23 protein-coding genes and 1 pseudogene are annotated in these 18,729 nt (G+C 65.9%); 15 read left to right on the top strand and 9 right to left on the bottom strand.

The annotated features are described in order from the left end of the window. Positions 1-8: 8 nt before the first annotated feature. The 5 genes from ACT53K_RS10090 to ACT53K_RS10070 are packed head-to-tail and all read right to left on the bottom strand — an operon-like array spanning position 9 to position 1,901. Complete coding sequence (locus ACT53K_RS10090; RefSeq protein ID WP_476228490.1) at positions 9-200, bottom strand: conjugal transfer protein TraR; 192 nt, start codon at positions 198-200, stop codon at positions 9-11. Next, entirely contained in the window at positions 200-676 is a 477-nt protein-coding gene (locus ACT53K_RS10085) for a hypothetical protein (RefSeq protein WP_476228489.1), read from the bottom strand. Before ACT53K_RS10085 ends, ACT53K_RS10090 begins: the two co-directional genes overlap by 1 nt. Continuing rightward, positions 669-1,118 (bottom strand): hypothetical protein, encoded by a 450-nt coding sequence (locus tag ACT53K_RS10080; protein WP_476228488.1) that lies wholly within the window; start codon positions 1,116-1,118, stop codon positions 669-671. Before ACT53K_RS10080 ends, ACT53K_RS10085 begins: the two co-directional genes overlap by 8 nt. Then, complete coding sequence (locus ACT53K_RS10075; RefSeq protein ID WP_476228487.1) at positions 1,115-1,606, bottom strand: phage regulatory CII family protein; 492 nt, start codon at positions 1,604-1,606, stop codon at positions 1,115-1,117. Before ACT53K_RS10075 ends, ACT53K_RS10080 begins: the two co-directional genes overlap by 4 nt. Further along, positions 1,599-1,901 carry a hypothetical protein gene (locus ACT53K_RS10070; protein WP_476228486.1) on the bottom strand — a complete coding sequence of 101 codons (303 nt, stop codon included), beginning with the start codon at positions 1,899-1,901 and terminating at the stop codon, positions 1,599-1,601. The genes ACT53K_RS10075 and ACT53K_RS10070 overlap by 8 nt, the downstream gene beginning before the upstream one ends. On the opposite strand from ACT53K_RS10070, the gene ACT53K_RS10065 reads away from it, so the two are divergent. Further along, positions 1,900-2,733, top strand: coding sequence for a S24 family peptidase (locus tag ACT53K_RS10065; RefSeq protein WP_476228485.1), 834 nt, complete (start codon positions 1,900-1,902; stop codon positions 2,731-2,733). The two genes, ACT53K_RS10070 and ACT53K_RS10065, sit on opposite strands and share 2 nt — an antisense overlap. Positions 2,734-2,762: 29 nt before the next feature. On the opposite strand, the gene ACT53K_RS10060 is transcribed toward ACT53K_RS10065, so the two are convergent. Then, positions 2,763-3,452, bottom strand: coding sequence for a hypothetical protein (locus ACT53K_RS10060; RefSeq protein WP_476228484.1), 690 nt, complete (start codon positions 3,450-3,452; stop codon positions 2,763-2,765). A gap of 229 nt (positions 3,453-3,681) precedes the next feature. On the opposite strand from ACT53K_RS10060, the gene ACT53K_RS10055 reads away from it, so the two are divergent. From ACT53K_RS10055 to ACT53K_RS09995, 13 genes and pseudogenes are all read left to right on the top strand, one after another. Beyond that, positions 3,682-3,918 carry a hypothetical protein gene (locus ACT53K_RS10055; protein ID WP_476228483.1) on the top strand — a complete coding sequence of 79 codons (237 nt, stop codon included), beginning with the start codon at positions 3,682-3,684 and terminating at the stop codon, positions 3,916-3,918. Further along, a complete protein-coding gene (locus ACT53K_RS10050) occupies positions 3,918-4,064 on the top strand; it encodes a hypothetical protein (protein ID WP_476228482.1) in 147 nt (48 codons plus the stop codon). The genes ACT53K_RS10055 and ACT53K_RS10050 overlap by 1 nt, the downstream gene beginning before the upstream one ends. Further along, positions 4,061-4,345, top strand: coding sequence for a hypothetical protein (locus tag ACT53K_RS10045; RefSeq protein WP_476228481.1), 285 nt, complete (start codon positions 4,061-4,063; stop codon positions 4,343-4,345). The genes ACT53K_RS10050 and ACT53K_RS10045 overlap by 4 nt, the downstream gene beginning before the upstream one ends. A gap of 63 nt (positions 4,346-4,408) precedes the next feature. After that, a complete protein-coding gene (locus tag ACT53K_RS10040) occupies positions 4,409-4,675 on the top strand; it encodes a DUF6948 domain-containing protein (protein ID WP_476228480.1) in 267 nt (88 codons plus the stop codon). Beyond that, entirely contained in the window at positions 4,663-5,037 is a 375-nt protein-coding gene (locus ACT53K_RS10035; protein WP_476228479.1) for a hypothetical protein, read from the top strand. Before ACT53K_RS10040 ends, ACT53K_RS10035 begins: the two co-directional genes overlap by 13 nt. Beyond that, entirely contained in the window at positions 5,034-5,471 is a 438-nt protein-coding gene (locus tag ACT53K_RS10030; protein WP_476228478.1) for a DUF4326 domain-containing protein, read from the top strand. The genes ACT53K_RS10035 and ACT53K_RS10030 overlap by 4 nt, the downstream gene beginning before the upstream one ends. Continuing rightward, the gene (locus tag ACT53K_RS10025; protein ID WP_476228477.1) at positions 5,468-5,992 is read left to right on the top strand and encodes a hypothetical protein; all 525 of its coding nucleotides are present in this window, start codon (positions 5,468-5,470) and stop codon (positions 5,990-5,992) included. Before ACT53K_RS10030 ends, ACT53K_RS10025 begins: the two co-directional genes overlap by 4 nt. 5 nt (positions 5,993-5,997) lie before the next feature. Then, positions 5,998-6,255, top strand: a complete 258-nt coding sequence (locus ACT53K_RS10020) for a hypothetical protein (RefSeq protein ID WP_476228476.1) — start codon at positions 5,998-6,000, stop codon at positions 6,253-6,255. Beyond that, positions 6,252-7,256, top strand: a complete 1,005-nt coding sequence (locus ACT53K_RS10015; RefSeq protein ID WP_476228475.1) for a hypothetical protein — start codon at positions 6,252-6,254, stop codon at positions 7,254-7,256. Before ACT53K_RS10020 ends, ACT53K_RS10015 begins: the two co-directional genes overlap by 4 nt. Further along, on the top strand, positions 7,253-7,765 hold the full coding sequence (locus ACT53K_RS10010; protein WP_476228474.1) for a hypothetical protein: 513 nt from the start codon (positions 7,253-7,255) through the stop codon (positions 7,763-7,765). The genes ACT53K_RS10015 and ACT53K_RS10010 overlap by 4 nt, the downstream gene beginning before the upstream one ends. Further along, positions 7,765-8,514 carry a hypothetical protein gene (locus ACT53K_RS10005; protein ID WP_476228473.1) on the top strand — a complete coding sequence of 250 codons (750 nt, stop codon included), beginning with the start codon at positions 7,765-7,767 and terminating at the stop codon, positions 8,512-8,514. The genes ACT53K_RS10010 and ACT53K_RS10005 overlap by 1 nt, the downstream gene beginning before the upstream one ends. Before the next feature lie 386 nt (positions 8,515-8,900). Continuing rightward, complete coding sequence (locus tag ACT53K_RS10000) at positions 8,901-9,251, top strand: hypothetical protein (RefSeq protein ID WP_476228472.1); 351 nt, start codon at positions 8,901-8,903, stop codon at positions 9,249-9,251. 114 nt (positions 9,252-9,365) lie between these two features. After that, positions 9,366-10,436 (top strand): annotated as a pseudogene (locus tag ACT53K_RS09995) (recombinase family protein); the annotation flags it as partial. A gap of 556 nt (positions 10,437-10,992) precedes the next feature. On the opposite strand, the gene ACT53K_RS09990 reads toward ACT53K_RS09995, so the two are convergent. The 3 genes from ACT53K_RS09990 to ACT53K_RS09980 form a co-directional block, all read right to left on the bottom strand. Beyond that, positions 10,993-11,607 carry a Fic family protein gene (locus tag ACT53K_RS09990; protein ID WP_476228471.1) on the bottom strand — a complete coding sequence of 205 codons (615 nt, stop codon included), beginning with the start codon at positions 11,605-11,607 and terminating at the stop codon, positions 10,993-10,995. Positions 11,608-11,613: 6 nt separating this feature from the next. Further along, positions 11,614-11,805 carry a hypothetical protein gene (locus ACT53K_RS09985; RefSeq protein ID WP_476228470.1) on the bottom strand — a complete coding sequence of 64 codons (192 nt, stop codon included), beginning with the start codon at positions 11,803-11,805 and terminating at the stop codon, positions 11,614-11,616. 222 nt (positions 11,806-12,027) lie between these two features. Next, the gene (locus tag ACT53K_RS09980; RefSeq protein WP_476228469.1) at positions 12,028-12,675 is read right to left on the bottom strand and encodes a glycosyltransferase; all 648 of its coding nucleotides are present in this window, start codon (positions 12,673-12,675) and stop codon (positions 12,028-12,030) included. 205 nt (positions 12,676-12,880) lie between these two features. On the opposite strand from ACT53K_RS09980, the gene ACT53K_RS09975 reads away from it, so the two are divergent. After that, on the top strand, positions 12,881-18,652 hold the full coding sequence (locus ACT53K_RS09975) for an alpha-2-macroglobulin family protein (protein WP_476228468.1): 5,772 nt from the start codon (positions 12,881-12,883) through the stop codon (positions 18,650-18,652). Positions 18,653-18,729 lie beyond the last annotated feature (77 nt).

Below are 18,729 nucleotides of genomic sequence, written 5' to 3'. Positions count from 1 at the left end.
TTCCTCCCTCACCACCGTTTCGGCACGCGCGGTTCGCGGCATGGGGCACAGCGCCCGTCCACGATCCGCGCGGTAAAATCGCCACAGGTTTCGCATTCGCCCGGTTCCCCGGGCACAAAGGGCACCGCCCGCGCATCGGCGATCGCGCGCGCCAGATGCTCGCGCTCGATCTCCCCGGCGATGTCGACCAGGTCCGCCATCACAGCCGCGCCGGCATCGTCCGTGCGCCGCTGGCCACCACCACGGCCACGCGCCGCTGATAGGGGCCATGGTCGATCAGCAAAATCTTGCCGTCGCGCACCAGCTTGCGCAGCCGGTAGGAAGCGCTGACCGCCCCCGCCAGCCCGGCCACCCGGGCGAATTCCGCATTGGTGGGGCATGGCTGGCCCAGCCGCGCCGCCTGGGCGATCATGCGCAGGATCGTCGTTTCCGCCGATGCACGCGGATAGCTGAACCGCACCCGCCGCGTGCCGGCATAGGGCTTGCTGCGCCGCTGCATCAGGAACTGGAAACCCGCATGCTCGCGCCGGCGGACCAGATCGACCATGCCCGCTTCCTGCAGGCGCCACGCCATCGCCGCGATCTGGCGCGGAATCGCCTCGCCACGCGCATACACCACCATGTCACCGGCCTTTGCGTTGCGCACCCATTCGACGATGCCGGCAGCGTCAAGCATGGGCGCCGCCCTTTAAACGGGATGGCGAGCCGGGCCGAGAGGGGCAGAAACCCGGCTCGCCATGGCGCGCGTCTTCAGTGCGACCCGAGGGCCGCGCGCCGGGGAAAGAAATGGATTGAAGGGCGGCAGCAGCCGCCGCTGCCAGGGCCGCGCGCGGTCGCGCCGGAAACCAGCCGATCGGCCGGTCGAACCACCACCGCATCGCCGGCCGGCGCCAGTCGCGCCGCTGGATCGTGCCCATGCTCCACAGCTCGATCATGGCGGCCAGCGCCGCGCCGGGCACCACTTCGCCGGCCAGCACGCGGTCGAACAGCGCGGCATTGCCCGTCGCCGCGCCGAAGCGCGCGATTTCCAGGCCGATCTCGCCCGAAGTGCCGACGATCCACGCCAGCTTGTGCGCACCCAGATTGGGCACCTGCGCCGGCAGATGCATCTTGCTCATTGCCTGCGCTCTCCGTCGACAATGCGCTGGAGCAGCACGCGCATCGTCGCGGCCTTGGTTTCCAGATGGTACAGCTTGTCCAGGATCGCGATCGCCTCCCGCGCATCCACCATGCCGTCGTCGCTCACCGCGTGGCGCACTTCACCCGCCACACTGCCCAGCTCGGCCGTTACGTCGGCCAGTGTCAGCGTCACGCCTTCGGGATCGTCGGGGCCGGTGGGCAACTGGACGTACACGCCGCCCAGCAACCGCGCATAAGCGGTCAGGATGGCCGGATGCCCCGCCTTGCCAAAACCGATGCTGTCGATGATCACCGCATCGCGCAGCGAAATGCTGTCGACATGTTCGCGGGAACAGCAGCGCGAAAGCTGTGACGTGGACTTGCCCGTATCGCGCGCGCAATCCTCCAGACCGCCGGCGATCTGCACCGCCAGCTTCGTCGCGCGGGCCAGCCGCTGTTCGTCGGCGGTAAGCGCACGCTCAGCCATGCTGCACCTCCAGGGGGGAAAGGGCACCGGCGTTTCCCGATGACGGCAGCGTGGGCGCCGCAGTATCTGCCGGCACATGGTCGACAGCGTCACCCAGTTCCGCGTCCTTGGCGTCCATGTACGTCTTGATCCGGTTGAGCACCGTCAGCGTGGGGGAGCTGCCCTTGCGCAGGCGGCCCACCAGCCCCGGCTCACCCGTCACGTCGCGGCCAAACCGCGACGGGGCGATTTCGGGATGGCGCCGCAAAAAGGCGTCGAGGTCGCGAAGCACCTCGTCATGGGTCGGAATCTGCATGGCCGCGATGCATGCGGTAGACAAAACTAACAGTCAAGTGGAAATGTTAGATCAATCTACCGTTGCCGTTAGTCGGTCGCTGTTCGATACCGCGAACACCATGACGGAGGTAAAGCCCCCTGTATATCGGGCGCTGTTGGCGCTGAAGCCGGACGGGCTCGCGCTCGGCCGCTGGGCAACCGATGCCGGGCTTGCGCGGAACTACTTCAAAGGATTGGAAAAACACGGCAACCCCAGCCAGGATGTGCTGGATGCGCTGCTCAACGCAATTTCCGCCCCTCGCACCGATTATGAACGTGCGCTCGACCATGCGAAAGGCACCGATAACGACTTCGTCTTGTCGGAAGTCGTCGGCATCGCGCGGGGCGCCAGGGATGTACGCAATGCGTTCTTTGGTGAGGAACCGCTACCACCGGTGCCGCTGGTAGGCAGCGCGGTCGGGGGAGATTTCGGGGGCGTGGAAGAACATATCGAACTCACCGAACTACATCACGGCCAGGTGCTCGATTATATCAGCCGCCCGGATTTCCTTTCCAAGGATGCGCAGGCCTATGCCCTGCGTATTGTTGGCGAGTCCATGGTCCCCGCGCTGAAACCCGGGCACGAGGTGTGGGTCAGCCCCCGCGACAGCGTGGGCATCGGTGACACGGTGATCGTCCAGTTGCGCGGCGGCCGCGATCAGGACGAAGGCGTCAAGATGGTGCTGGTGAAAGAGCTGGTACGTCGCGGATCAGACTATGTCGAACTGCGCCAGTTCAATCCCGCCGTCACTTTTCGTGTCGATATCAAGCGGGTCGCGGCCATGCACAAGGTGAAGGGCGCTCGCTTCTAAGGAGCCGCCCCATGGGTCACCACAGCAGATCATAGCCCCACTTTCGACCCGTCCAACCCGGACAGGTCGAAGACGAACTGTGGCCGCCCAGCCTGATACACTTCGATTTCCACAACCATCCGCTTTGCACGCAATATCGCCGACGCCAGGCGCCCGGACGCGAACAGGGTGCTGGAGCTATGATCGGAGGGCTCTGTAAGCGCCACGCGCTGGGCGGGGCCTCGGTCGAAGCGAACCAGTGCGTAGCATTCATCGCTTACGCCGCAAACAAGCTGGCCGCTGTCCAGTGTGAAATAAACATCTCGCCCCCATCGCGGATGCTGTCGAATGGTGACGCGCAAGCCACTGTCACCATAGGGCATTCCCTGCGAAATCTGGTTCTTGCTCGACAGTGTCGCCGATAACACCTTCTTGCTCGACATATCATCGTCGCGGGAGGAATATTGCCACCCGCTTGCGCCATCGACTGACGATTCCGCGGCCGAGCCATTCTCAGTGGCGTCGGCCGCACCGTTCAGATTGCCGACGCCACTTGATACGGCACCCGATCCAGCGGCCTCTCTTCCGGTCGAGACGGCCAGAACCAGCAGAAAAAATAGCGCTATACCAACACCACCGAAGATAAATGCGGGAAGCGCATTCGGTGGCGACTTCGATTGTTCCTCCGCAACGCCGCTCCCTTCAACAGGTGCAGTATGCGCACCCTGCTTGATAAGCATCACACCACAGTGAAGGCAGAACTTTGAGTCCGCCGTTACATCGCCGCCGCATGCGCGACAAAACGCGTGCACCATCCCGCCCCCCGGCTTCGGGGCCGCACCGCCCCAATGTGAATAAATACCCTAACCGGCGTCGACCGGCCTCGCATTGGTAGTTTCATCTAACATTTTTGTTGACTGTTAGTTTTATCTACCGCAAATACCGCCTCCGTCATCAACGGAGGCACCGATGCCGCACGATTCCGATCCGGTCGATCTTCCCCGCACAGGCCGCCTGCGCGTCACTGCGCAGATGCTGGCCGGTCCCGATGTGATCGCCCCGCGCATGCGCCCGAAAAGCCGGCCGCGCGCGCTGCCGCTTGCCAGCCCCCACCGCATGGCCGGCGATCCGATCCGCTGGAGCGAATTTTGCGGCATCGTCGCCTTCGTGGTGCTGGCACTCGCGCTCGCAGGCGGTCACCGCTGATGGGCGCGCGGATCCCCAACCTGATGCCGCGCTGGCGCGAGCTGGACGCGCGCCGCCCGCACGCGGTGCGGCTGACCCCGGAGGAACGCCGCGAATTCGACCGGCTGGATCGCGCAGTCAATCTGCGCCGCCGGAGGATGGCGTGACGGCATATCGCCCCTGTCGCTGCCGCCGTCGCGGCTGCACCGCCCCGCGCGAACGCTGGCAACTGGTCTGCGCCGATTGCTGGGCACAGGTGCCGGCCATCCTGCGCAACAGCTTCAGCAAGGCGCGGCGGCTGGGCCTGACCCGCCATGCCAGTCGCACTGCCGATCACATCCTGAAGGCGCTGGGCCACAAGCCCGCCACCGACCCCAACGGCGCCGCCGCCAGGGCCGCGCGCACCTATGCCCGCATCGCCGCCCAGCTGGGCGAGGCGATCGACTGACCGCTTTGGCGGTCGGCCAGGCGCCCCGACCGCCCTCCTCATCCAGGCGCCGTGGAGGAAACCATGAAGCAAGTTCTTATCACCACTGCGCATCGCGGCGTATTCGCGGGCGAAATTCCCGAAGGGCAGGATCTGGCCGCCAAGGCCATGCCGCTGAAGAACGCACGCATGGCGATCTATTGGGGCACCACGCGCGGCGTGATGCAGCTGTGCGAGACCGGGCCGACCAGCAGCAGCAAGATCAGCGCACCGGCCGATATCCCCATGCTGCACGACATCACGGCCATCTTCGAGATCACGCCGGAGGCATGGGCGGTATGGAACAAGTGATCATCACGGCGGACGATGTCGTTCGCCTTGGCGGCGCCTGTTTCGATGGCGTCGGCACCTTGGTGCGCAGGCATGCCAAAAAGGTCGCTGCGGCCATGCCTGTGGCCGAGGTGCTCGCGTTGGTTCCCGATAAGGATCGCCGCTATGTGCTTCGGGCGGCCCAGCTCGACGGCGACGGCTCCGGCTACGGCGACGGCTCCGGCTACGGCGACGGCTCCGGCGACGGCTCCGGCTCCGGCGACGGCTACGGCTACGGCGACGGCTCCGGCGACGGCTACGGCTACGGCTACGGCTCCGGCGACGGCTACGGCTACGGCTACGGCTCCGGCTCCGGGAATGGGAATGGGGCGAGCTACTCGTGAGCCCTGCCTTCGCTTCGCCCGCAGTAGGATCGGAGGGGCATATCGCCCCTCCGATCAATGCCACTGCCCAGCGCCAGCCCGTTCGCCTGCAACGCACCCGGCGCAAAATGGCCTACACCCCGCCGGGCGCGGTATATGTCGGCCGCCCGACGATCTGGGGCAATCCCTTCGCCGACCGGCCGAAGATCGGCCACGCGCGTAGCGTGATCCTTTATCGAAGCTGGATCGATGGCGACCTGAGCCCGCGCGTGCTCCGCGCCGCCGCGTTCGACGAACCCGAAATCAACGGCCTGTACCGCTGGCGCCGCCGGCTACTCGCCTGCCTCCACCAGCTGCGCGGGCGCGACCTGCAATGCTGGTGCCCACTCACCTCCATCTGGTGCCACGCCGACACGCTGCTGCGGCTGGCCAATGTCCGGGAGAACTTTTCATGACCCGCACCTTTTCACCGGTCGACATCTGCGCCGAACGCGGCTGCGGCAAGCAGCGCGAATTTTACCAGCGCAAGTGCACCGAACATGCCGCCGCCGACCGCAAGCAATGGAGCTGGTGGGCGGCCAAAGCGGCCGATGGACCCGACTCCGAATGGGTTCAACCGGAATGCTACACGGTCAGCGAAGCGACCCGCGATGCCGCGCTGGCGGCAGCACGCCGTGACTACGGCGACGATGTACACATTGCCCTGGTGGAGGCCACACAGGACGGCCCCTTTGAGACGGACCTGTTCGAGGCCGAGGGCGAACTGATCGAAAAGCTGATCGAGCAGTTCGTGGAAGCCAATGCGGAGCGGTTCGGGGAGAACGGATTCGATGGCCATATCAGTCAGCCGAAGCTGGCCCATCACCTCAACGTCGCGTTCGACACCTTCATCGCCGCAAACGCGCGCGACATAACGGTCTGGTCCTTCACTGAGACGCGGAACGCCGAGATCGTGGCGCCGGAGGCGGTGAAGTGACGGATGTGACCGACAACCCCGACTTCCGCCGCCTTGCCCTCGCCGCAGCGTCCCAGGCCGCGACTGCGCTGGCGGACATCATGCTCGCCGCCACCGAGGGGCCGCTCAACCTTCATACGCCCTTCGACCAGGAAGCGATCGAGAAGCTGGCCGACGCCACCAAACTGGCGATCGAGGCGAGCATCGCCTCGGGTGAACCGCTCGACGACGAACGCGGCCAGCTGCTCGCTGCGCTCGCCCGCTATCTAGAGGGCTGGGCATGATCGGGCGCCGCTTCACCATGCTGAGCGCCGTCCAGGGTTCGTTCCGCGCCGACATGATCGACCGTGTGATGCACCCACGCGCTGAGCGTGCCATGGTCTTCACCGACACGCTGTATGAAGACCCCGACGCCTATCGGTTTCTGATCGAGTCTGCGGCCTACCTGGCAGATCGGCGCCTGAACTGGACCGTGAAAGCCGAGGACTTCCCCGACTATCGAGTCCCCGGGGACACGCCGATTGAAGAATACCGCGGCAATCCAGAATGGCGGGCATTCCTTGCAGATCTGCGCGCCAGGACTCGGGACGCGATCCCCGAGCTGATCTGGCTTGTAGAGGGTCGCGATCCGTGGGAGATTTTCCGCGACCGGCGGTTCATCGGCAACAGCGGCGCCGACCCATGCTCCGAGGTGGCGAAGCGCCTATGTTTCGCGGACTGGCGCTCTGCCAACTGCCATCGCATTGGCGAGCTGTTCGGGCCGCCGGACACGTTCCTCGTCGGGATCGGAAACCACGAGGCCGAGCGCTTCTTCGGCGACGCAAAGTCGATGGGCATTCTTCACCGGAATGCCTTGGACGGCTGGCACTACCAAGCCCCGCTGATTGACGCTGAGCGCGCGTTTGATGCCGGTCTCGCCCTTCCAGATGGGGTCGCGACGATGCTGTTCGCCCCGATTGAGGAATTCGGCATCGCGGCGCCGCGTCTCTACGGCCTCGGATACGTGCACAACAACTGCGGCGGATTCTGCTGCAAGGCCGGTCAGGCGCACTGGGCCAACCGCTTCCGCGTTCAACCCGATCGCTACGCCTACGACGCGATGATGGAGCGCAAGCTCCGCGCCTATCTAGGCGCAGACGTGGCGATGATGACCGACCGGCGCGGTGGCGACAAGAAACCGCTGACGCTCGACACTTTCGCCCAGCGGCTGCACGCCGAGCCCGACCGCGAGTACCTCTATCAGCCCGGCGATAGCGGCTGCGGTTGCATGGGCGTGTCGGCATGAACCGCACCGATCCCGTCGCCCGCGACTGGGCCGGCCTCGCGGCCGAAACCGCTAGCCTGCACGCCGCACGCCAGCGCCACGCGGAGCAGCTCGCCCAGGCCGGCGACGATCGCGCCGCCGGTGCGGCTGATCGGGCGCGCGTGTCCGGCGCGCTGGCGGCAATGTGGGCGGCGATAGCCAACCGCCAGCCGGAGCCGGAGCTGCAGGCCAGCCATAGCGAGATGCGCGAAGATCTCGCCTGCATGCGCCAGAATCTCGCCCAGCACGTCGCCCGTGCGCCCGGCGAGGCGAACGCGGCGCAGCTGGCCCGCATCGAGGCGCTGATCGATCACCACGCGCCGTGGGCGCCGGGCCACGATCTGCCCCACATCCTGTTCCTCCATCACTGCAATCTGGAAGCGCGCCGCAAATGGCCGCGCCTGCCCGAGCCGAAGCGCGCAGCGCGCAGCGCAACGCCGCCGCCCCCGCGCCCAGCCGCACCTGCCAACCACCAGCCGGGACTGTTCTGATGACGGACCATATCAAGCGCATAACCATCGACCTTGCCGACGACGCGACGGCAGAGGAAGCACAAGGCATTGCACAGGCGATCTTCGGGAAGCTTGGCCGGTGCTGGGCGGAAACGACCACTGGACCGATCTATTGCAATGGCCGCCATGTCGCCAATGCGAGTGTGAAGATCGTCCCGCTCGATCTGCAACTGGCCACGACACAGGCTGATTCCGACGATCACGAGTCTCCAGACCGGCCCGTTGCCGTCGATTGGAGCGAGGCCACCTTTGAATGCATAGCCGAAGCGCTGCGCGCCGCTATGTCGCGGCGCCGGCAATATTGCGCAGAGCATGCGATTTCAGAACCGGACGATAGGCTGGAAGCGGCAGTCGATACGATCATGGGCAAACTCCACGATCAGTCGCAGGCCCTTCGCGCCGCTATCATCAACACGCCCGAAACATCTGACTTCATGGCGGCCGTGCCTCTTGAAGCCGCCCATCAGCGCGAGCGTTGGGGAGCCAGTCACGACGAAGGCAAGACGCCTTTCGATTGGTTCTGGCTTGTCGGCTACCTTGCCCAGAAGGCGGCAGATGCTGCCGTTCGTGGAGACACCGATAAGGCCAAGCATCACACCATAAGCACAGCCGCCGCGCTGGCGAACTGGCATGCGCACCTGACCGGGGCAAGCATCGAAATGCGACCGGGTATCAGCGCCCGCGAATGGAAACTTGATGCAGCCGAAGCGGAGGCCAACCGTGGCTGACCTGATCGAATCCTCCCGGCCTACGCGGCTTATGGTGCGCACTCGGCTCTTTCGGCGCCCGCTCATCGTGCTGCAGATCGGTGTGCCCATGGACATAGGCCGCGTCCCCCCACGCCCGGGACACCAACCTTTTAATTCCATTCTGATCTGGCGCGATGCCACACCAGAAGATCTATCGTTTAGCGTTGCGCTGAAGCACGAGGTGCGGGGCCTCGGCAGACCGCCGAACCAAGGCAGTGCCGTGTCCAAGCCATCGCAGAGCAACTGCCACGGTACCGGGCATGCAGGCTGCGGTACGTGCGACGCTTGTCGCGGTGGCGAGGCCGATGCCTAAGCCGCCGGCCCCACCCTTGTTACAAGCGTGCCCTGGGGAGGGCCACAATCGCATGCCGGGGCAACAGGCCACCCGGTGGCACCCGCGCACCTGCCCCGAATGTGGCAAGCTGTTCGAGCCCAACCGCGCCAACCAGCTCTTCTGCTCCAGCCAGCACAATGCCGACTGGAACAACCGGGCGACCGCGCGCGGCCGGGTGCTGACCCCGTTGTCGATCGTCGCCCGCGTCACCCGCAACGGCACGCGCGGATCGGCCGAGGCGCGGGAGGCGGGGCGGCGCGCCAGCAATCGCCACAATCAGCTGATCCAGCACTATCGCGACGAAGATAGAGCTGCCGGCCGCATGGCATGGCCCGAATATATGGTCCACCGCATCCGGCTGGGCCTGGACCAGTCGCTATGAACGCCCCCGCCCGCGTCCAGTCCCCGCCCGAACTGATCGCGCTGGCGCAGGCTCTTGCGCGCGCGGCCGTTCGCAGGGACATTGCCGCCGCCCGCGCACAAAAGGAATCGAACGGTGCGGACCGTAGTCTACGCCCGCTTCAGCAGCGATAACCAGAACCCGCGATCGACAGCGGACCAGATCGCCGCCTGCCGCAAGCGGGCAGAGGCGGAAGGCTGGCCGATCGTCGGCGTGTTCGAAGACAGCGCCATTTCCGGCGCGGCCGGTATCGGGGAGGATCAGCGCCCCGGCCTTGCCGCGATGCTGCGCCTGATCGAGGCCGGCGGCATCGATCAGGTGATGGCCGAATCGACCGACCGCATTTCCCGCCACGTCGCCGACGCGCACATCATCCGCGAGCGGATCGAATATGCGGGCGCGCGTCTGTTCACGCTGTTCGACGGCACCGTGACGCCCATCGTCGGCTTGATCAAAGGCTTTACGGACAGCCAGTTCCGTGCCGATCTGGCCCAGCGCGTCCGGCGCGGCCAGCGCGGCACGATCGCCCAGGGCCGGTCCAGCGCCAATTGCGCCTATGGCTATCGCATTGCCAACCGGCTGGACGAACGCGGCCAGATCATCCGGGGCCTGCGCGAAATCGACGACGAACAGGCAGCGATCGTGTTGCGCATCTTCCGCGAATATGACGCGGGCGAAAGCCCCCGCGCCATTGCCGGGCGGCTGAACACCGAAGGCGTGCCGCCGCCGGGCTGGGGCCAATATTGGCATGCCAGCAGCATCCTCGGTCAGGCAAAGACCGGCAACGGCATCCTGCGCAACCGCATCTATATCGGCAGGCTGGTCTATGGCCGCACGAAGACGGTGGTGAACCCGATGACGCGGCGCCGCGTGATGCGCCCGAACGACGGCACCGAATGGACGGAGGGCGATGCACCGCACTTGCGCATCGTCGATCAGGCTCTATGGGACCGCGTCGCGGACAGGCTGGAGGCTGCGAAGGTGACACGGCCCGAATATCAGCGCCGGCCGAAGCACCTGCTGTCCGGATTGATCTTCTGCGGCGTTTGCGGTTCGCCCGCCATCGTTTGCGTTGGTGATTGTGTGGGCTGTGGCAAGCACCGCAACGGCAACGCCTGCACCAACAACCGGCTGATCCGCATGCCTATCCTCGAAAGGCGCGTGATCGCGGACCTGAAGGCGAACATGCTCGCGCCCGATGTGGTGGCCGCCTATGTGCGCGAATATCACCTGGACTTCGCCCGCCAGAGCGCGGCGATCACGCGCGACCGCGACAAGATCGAGCGCAAGCTGGGCGAAGCGACCCGCAAGATGGACCGTCTGCTGGATGCCTTCGCGGCCGGCGGAAACGAGTTTGCGGAAATCCGCGACATGCTGTCCGCCGCCAAGGCGGAAAAGCAGCGGCTCACACAGGAGCTGGCCAGCCTGGACGCACTGCCGCAGATCCTGCCGCTGCATCCGGCGATCGAGGAATCCTATCGCCGGCAGATAGAGGAATTCGAACGGGTGCTAGCCGACCCGGAAAGCGCGGCAGAGGCAGTGCCGATGGTCCGCGCCCTGATCCACCGGATCACCCTGCACCCGAGGCTCGACAAACAGCGCGGCGCGATAATTCACGTCGAACGCAAGATCGATCAGGCGCTGGCGCTGACCGGTGCCGATATAGAAGCGCTAGGCCGCGCGGCTGGATAATAGCAATCAAACTTTGTGTGGGTGGACTCGGTTACCCCGCAGTGTCGGACTCCGATAACTGAGCATCCAACAGCTGCGTCATCAGTGTATGCAATGGGGCAAGTTCAAGCGTGCCAGTTTGCGCCGATGCATCCACCGCCTTCAGCGCAGCAACATATTCATCGCGCCGCTCAACCAAGCGCTCCGGAAGCACTTTCTTCCCGGGCAACCAGCCCCCGGCTTTGAGACACAATACATAGTATGCAGTGACCCGAGCCGTACGTCCGTTTCCATTAACGAATGGATGGATGTGGTTTAGCTTCCACAAAACGAAGGCAGCCAGCGTTACCGGATCGGATTGCTCCCAGTATCTATTCACCTGATTGGTGAACATCTGCATCAAAGCGGGAACTTGAAAATGCGGGGGCGGTACATAATCACCGACAGTGACCTGACACGGACGAAACTCGCCAGCGCTAACATGTAAGCAAGAAATAGCGTGAAAATTTAGGGCCTTAATAACCTCTATTGCCAGCATAGGCTGGTTTACGCCCAGCGCGGCATATACTAGAGATTGCAAAAAACTATACTGGCGGCCGAGATTTTCGACCGCCAGCCGAGAATATACAGGATCGTCTTCTCTACCAACTAGCTCGAAGAGGAACACGCTTCGTTAACGCCCCTCAAGTTTATCCAGATGGTCGAGGACTTGCTCGACCTGATGCTTGGACATTGCGCTGTTCTTAGGCAGGTTCCCGTACACGAACGACACGCGCTGTTCGCGACGCTCTTGATCCGAGACCCCCTTCTTTGCGGCCTGCATAAGCCGCTTGAGGAGCCCTTGATCCGTAAGAATCATCGTCATGGGCATCTGCACCTCCACCTCACATCGCCAGCAAAGCTAGCAATGGCAAAACACACTCCCGCTGTTATTGTTCAGCGCCCCTGCCGGTGAATGAACCAGCTTGTTGCGTGGTACACACCGGCACGGCCGATCGCAAGATTCGACCGCCGTTTTTTGGAGATAGCGAACAGCAGCTATCCTCATTATAGGAACGCCGGGTCCATAAATTGTAAATTTCCCTATTTACGCAAGCGCCCAATGGGCTTCGGCAAACTCGTCCAGATAATGGCCGGAGACGAAGATCGAAGCCGGGTGGCGCAGCGGCAGCACCGGGATCTGCACCGCCGCATAGCGTTCCAGATGCGCCGCGATCACCTGCAGTTCGAGCGGATGGACAATGTCTTCGGCGTCGTGGAGCACCACGGCGGCCGCGGCCCATCCTTCGGCCGCCTCGTCGCGCAGCAACGCCCGCCACAGCGCGTTGAGGCAATCGGCTTTGGTGGTGGGGCCAGGCGAAGGCCCCACCACCAGCCGAACCCGCGGATCATCGGCCGCAACCGCGGCAACCGCCTCGATCGTCGCCGGATCATTGGGATAGGTACCGACATAGAGCCGGTACTCGGGATAGTCGAACCGCTGCAGCGCGGTCCGGAGCATCCGCCCGATCACGGCCGATTCGTCCCAGGCGGCGACGAACACCGCCAACGGCACCGCCGGTGCCCCGCGCAAGGGCTCTCCCCTCCCCCTCGCGCGAAGCATCCGCCCCAGCCGGCGAATGCCATACAAGACGTCGACCAGCAGATCGTCGATCCCGCCGATCAGGAAGAAGATCGCTGCGAACAGCATCGCCTCGCGTGCAGCCGCATCGACCCCAACCAGGACAGTCGCCACCCCCACGCGATGCCTCCGATTCGGATGTGGAGAACCGCCCCCCGGCCGCTCCACACAGCGTTTACTGCCGCGTTTCTTGTCGTTCCGCATTCGCAACTTCATCCGTTACGGATCGATCGAACGTCACAAATTTCCTGCAAACATCGCTGGACTTGGCGGTTTCGGCACAGCAATCTCGCGCCACCTCAAGGGGAGAGGATTTTACATGAAACTGGGTGTGCGGATCGGCCTGCTTGCTCTGGTCGCAGCGCCGCTGGGGGCGGTCGCCGCGCTGAGCGACAACAGCCCGCAGGTGGAACTCGCCACGCCCGGCATCGGCGGCGGCGCGATCGAGCGCTTCACCGTTCGCTTCTCGGCCCCGATGGTACCGCTGGGCGACCCGCGCGCCGCCAGCCCCTTCGACGTGAAATGCCCCGTCGACGGCCAGGGCCGCTGGGTCGACCAGCGCACCTATGTCCATGAATTCGCGAGCCCTCTGCCGGGCGGCATGACCTGTACCTTCACGCTGAAGGACAAGCTGAAAACGCTGCAAGGCTATGAAATCGGCGGCCAGCACAGCTTTACCGTCGACAGCGGCGGCCCGGTCGCCCGCGCGGTGCTCCCCAGCCGCTACGGCAATGCAATCGAGGAGGATCAGGTCTTCCTCGTCGCCGCCAACCAGGCACCCGACCCCGCCTCGGTCGCCGCCAATGCCTATTGCGCGGTCGACGGCATCGGCGAGAAGATCCCGGTCGACCTGCTGCCCGCCGACACCGCCGGCAAGCTGCTCCACGACCTCGGCACCGATCGCTGGGAAGTGCGCAGCTTCCTGAACGACGCCGGCCTGCCCGAGGCGCTGCCCGCCGAGGCCGCCGAGCGCCAACGCGCCACCGCCAGCGTCGTCGCGCTCAAATGCCGCCGCCCGCTGCCGCCGGGCCGCGACATGGCGCTGGTGTGGGGCAAGGATATTCGCGGCGCCGGCGGCCGTACAGCGGGTGCCGACCAGCGGTTCGACTTCACCGTCCGCAAGCCCTTTACCGCGCGCTTTGAATGTTCGCGCGTCAACCCGCAGGCCGGCTGCAGCCCGGTCGAAGACGCCTGGGTTCGCTTCTCCGCGCCGATCAAGCGCGAACAGGCGCTGGCGATCCGCATCCAGATGGCCGACGGCAAGCAGCTGACGCCCGAGCTGCAGAAGGACGACAAGACCAAGGCCTATGTCGCCGACCTTCGCTTCAAGGCGCCACTGCCCGGGCCGGTCACGGCGCGGCTGGTGCTGCCGCAGGGGATCACCGACGAAAGCGGCCGCAAGCTCGGCAATGCCGAGCGCTTCCCGCTCGACATCCGTTTCGATGCGCCACCGCCGCTGGTGAAGTTCGCCGGCGATTTCGGCATTCTCGAAGCGAGCGAAGGCGGCGTGCTGCCGGTCACGGTGCGCAATGTCGAACCGGCGCTGCGCGGCAACCAGATGGCGGTGAACGGCCAGAGCCTGCGCGTCGCGGGCGGCGATGGCGAGATCGCCAAATGGTTCCGCGCGGTGATCGACGCTGGCGAGACAAAGTACGACCATGTGAAGCGCGGCGACGACACGATCGCGATCAACCAGACCGGCGCCAAGCCGCTGCTTACCGGCGGCACCGGCAAGCCGTTCCAGGTCAGCCTGCCCGGCAAGGGCAAGGATTTCGAAGTCGTCGGCATCCCGCTGACCAAGCCCGGCTTCTACGTCGTCGAACTCGCCAGCCCGCGCCTGGGCGAGGCGCTGCTCGGCCGCAAGGCGCCGCGCTATGTCGCCACCGCCGCGCTCGTCACCAACATGGCGGTGCACTTCAAATGGGGCCGCGACAGCTCGCTCGTCTGGGTAACGGCGCTCGACAGCGGCAAGGGCGTGGGCGGCGCCAGCGTCCAGATCACCGATAGCTGCACCGGGGAACTGCTCGCGCGCGGCACCACCGATGCCTCCGGCCGGCTGGGCGTGCCCAAGGGGCTGCCGGAGCCGCAAACCTATTCAAGCTGCGAAAATGACCACAGCGCCTCGCCACTGATGGTGTCGGCGCGCAAGGGGGACGATTTCAGCTTTTCGCTCAGCATCTGGGGCGACGGCATCCGCCCCTATGACTTCGAGCTGCCCTATGGCTGGAGCGCGCCCGAAGACAAATATCATACCGTGTTCGACCGCGCGCTCGTCCGCCAGGGCGAGACGGTGCACATGAAACATTATGTGCGCAGCCCGGTCGCCGCCGGGTTCAAGGCGCCGGCGCCGTTCGACGCGACGCTGCGCCTGTCGCACCAGGGATCGGACACCAGCTACGACATTCCGGTGCATTTCGATGCGAACGGCACCGCCGAATCCGAATGGACCGCGCCCAAGGGCGCCAAGATGGGCGATTACACGCTCACCTTCCTGCTGAAGGATCCGGCCGATCCCAAAGGCGAGCCGAAGACAATCTGGACCGGCCAGTCGTTCAAGGTCGACGAATATAAGCTGCCGACCATGAAGGCGAGCGTCGCCGGGCCGAAAGAAGCACAGGTGCGACCGGCCAATATGCCGCTCGACCTGTTCGTCGGCTATCTTTCGGGCGGCGGAGCCTCGAACCTGCCGGTCGAACTGCGCGTCGCCTATCTCGCGAACTTCGCCACGCCCGAAGGCTATGAAAGCTACAGCTTCGGCGGTCAGGCGATGACCGAAGGGGTGAAACCCCTCGACGGCGATTCCCGCGATGCCGACGAGGGACCGAAACTGCCCCCCACCCAGACGCTGCCGCTGACGCTGAATGCCGAAGGCAGCGCGCGGACCAGCGTGACGGTGCCGCAGGCGGTCGACCGCAACACCACGATGCTGGTCGAAATGGATTATCAGGACGCGAACGGCGAGATCCTCACCGCCTCGCGCCGCATCCCGCTGTTCGCCTCGGCAGTGCAGCTCGGCGTGAAGACCGACGGCTGGCTGATGAAGCAGGACGATCTGCGCCTGCGCTTCGTCGCGCTCGATACCGCCGGCAAGCCGATCCAGGGGCAGCGCATCTCGGTCGAGCTGTACAGCCGCGAAATCCTCACCGCCCGGCGGCGGCTGATCGGCGGCTTCTACGCCTATGACAATCAGGTGAAGACCACCAAGCTGTCGGCGACCTGCGACGCAACCACCGATGCGCAGGGGCTGGCCGCCTGCCAGCTTGACCCCGGCGTATCGGGCGAAGTCTATGCGGTTGCGACCACGCGCGACGCCAATGGCAATGTCGCCCGCGCCGTCCAGTCCACCTGGCTGGTCGGCAATGACGAATGGTGGTTCGGCGGCGACAATGGCGACCGCATGGACGTCATCCCCGAAAAGAACGAATATAAGGCGGGCGAGACGGCGCGCTTCCAGGTCCGGATGCCGTTCCGCGAGGCGACCGCACTGGTGACGGTCGAGCGCGAAGGCGTGCTGTCGAGCTTCGTCGTCGGCCTGTCCGGCAAGGATCCGGTGGTCGAGGTGCCGATGCCCGGCGATTATGCCCCGGATGTCTATGTCTCGGTGATGGCGGTGCGCGGGCGCGTCTCCGGCTGGGCGCAGTGGCGATCGGAAATGGCGCGCAAATGGGGCCTGCCCTGGTCGAAGGACGGCGGCGAGCCGACCGCCACGGTGGACCTGGCCAAACCCGCCTATCGTCTTGGCATGGCGCGGGTGAAGGTCGGGTGGGAAGGCCATCGGCTGGGCGTGACGGTGAAGGCCGATCGCGCCAGCTATGCCACGCGCGACACCGCCAAGGTGGATGTCGGCGTGACCAATCCCGACGGCAGCCCGGCGGCGCAGGCGGACGTGGCATTCGTCGCGGTCGACGAGGCGCTGCTCCAGCTTGCCCCGAATGATAGCTGGGCTTTGCTCGACGCGATGATGGGCGACCGGCCGCTGTCGGTGCTGACCTCCACCGCGCAGACGCAGGTGGTCGGCAAGCGCCATTACGGCAAGAAGGCGGTGGAAGCCGGCGGCGGCGGTGGCGGCGATCTGTCGGGCCTCAATCGCGAGAATTTCCAGCCGGTGCTGCTGTGGAAGGGCCGGGTGGCGCTCGACGCCAGGGGCCATGCGCAGGTCGATGTGCCGCTGTCCGACGCGCTCACTTCGTTCAAGCTGGTGGCGATCGCGAGCAGCGGCGCGCAATATTTCGGCACCGGCGAGGCGTCGGTGCGTACCGCGCAGGATCTCAGCATCTATGCCGGCGTGCCGCAGCTGGTGCGGAGCGGCGACCGGTTCGGGGCGATGTTCACGCTGCGCAACGGATCGGCCAGGGCGATGCGCGTCACCGCCACCGTTGCGCTCGATCCTGCCGTGGCGAACGGCAAGCCGCTGACGGTGGACCTGCCGCCCGGCGCCGCCAAGCCGGTCGTCTGGACGCTCACCGTGCCCGAGGCGATGGAAGGCAAGCTGCGCTGGACGGTGAAGGCCCGCAGCGAGGACGGCAAGGCGCAGGACCAGTTGACCGTCACGCAGGACGTGATCCCGGCGGTGCCGGTCGAAACCTGGGCGGCAAGCCTCACCCGCGTGGGCACCGGGCCGATCCTGATCGCGCCGCCTGCCGGCGCGATTGCGGGCCGCGGGCTGGTCGATGTGATCCTTACCGACACACTGGCCCCGCCGCTCCAGGGCGTGCGCGACTATATGCTCGCCTATCCCTATAACTGCCTCGAGCAGCGGACCTCGCGCGCCATTGCCACCGGCGATGCCGCGGCATGGGCGGGGATCGCGGCGGACATTCCCTCCTATCAGGACAGTGACGGGCTGCTGCTCTATTTCCCCACCGGCGGCCAGGGATCGGAGGCGCTGACCGCCTATATCCTGTCGATCACTGCCGAAGCCGGCCTGCCGCTGCCCGATGGCCCGCGTGCCAAGATGCTGACTGCGATGAAGGCGGTGATGGACGGCAGGCTGCGGCGCGAGGATTATGGCGATGTACGGCTGCAGCGGGTCGCCGCCTTCGCGGCGCTGGCCCGCAGCGGCGCGGCGACGCCCGCCATGCTCGGCCAGATCGGCATGGCGCCGGCGGAAATGCCGACCGCTTCGCTCGCCGACTATATCGCCGCTTTGGGCAAGGTTTCGGGCCTCGCCAACGGCCCGCAACTGCGCGCCGCAGCGGAAAAGGTGCTGCGCAGCCGGCTGGTCTATGAAGGTACCCGCATCGACCTGTCCGACAAGGGCAGCAGCCCTTGGTGGCTGATGGCATCGGACGATAGCGCCGCGATCAAGGCGCTGCTCGTCACGCTCGGCCGCCCCGGCTGGCAGGACGAGAATGCCAAGATGATGGTCGGCGTGGCGATGCGCCAGCAGCGCGGCCATTGGGACACGACACCGTCCAATGCCTGGGGCGCGCTGGCGGCACGGCGGTTTGCGGCGCTCTATCCGGCACAGGCGATCGCGGGCATCACCACCGCCGAACTGGGCGGCACCCGCATCACCCGGAGCTGGCCGCTGGCCGAACCGCAGCGCAGCTTCAGCCTGCCGCTGCCCGGCGTGCAGGCGCCGCTGCAACTCGGCCAGAGCGGCGGGGCCGGCCCCTGGGCGTTCGTGCGCGTCCGCGCGGCGGTGCCGCTCACCCAGCCGCTGATGGCCGGGTACAAGATGCGCCGCAGCGTCGCAGTGGTGCAGGCGGCACGGCCGGGCACGCTGACTCGCGGCGACGTCGTCAAGGTGACGATCACCGTCGATGCCTCGGCCGAGCGCAACTGGGTGGTGATCGAAGACCCGCTGCCCGCCGGCGCCACGGTGCTGGGCAATCTGGGCGGCCAGTCGGAACTGCTCGACCAGAGCAAGAGCGAAGGCGATTCGAGCCCCAGCTATATCGAGCGCGGGCGCGACAGCTGGCGCGCCTTTTTCGGCTGGATGCCGCGCGGCAGCTTCACCGTCACCTATACGATGCGGCTGAACACGGCCGGCACCTTCCGCCTGCCGGCATCGCGAGTGGAGGCGATGTATGCCCCCGAAATCCGCGCCCAGTTGCCGGGTGAGACGGTGACTGTGGCGGAGCGGTGACGAAACCGGCATTCGTCACTCCTCTCCGCCGCATCGTTGCGCAGATCGACGCGGCGCCGGGCGCCGCCTGGGGCTGG

The organism is Sphingomonas sp. DMC8, from assembly GCF_056314185.1.
The sequence above is the reverse complement of the archived record's forward strand: the minus strand, read 5'-3'. Positions and strand labels throughout refer to the sequence as shown.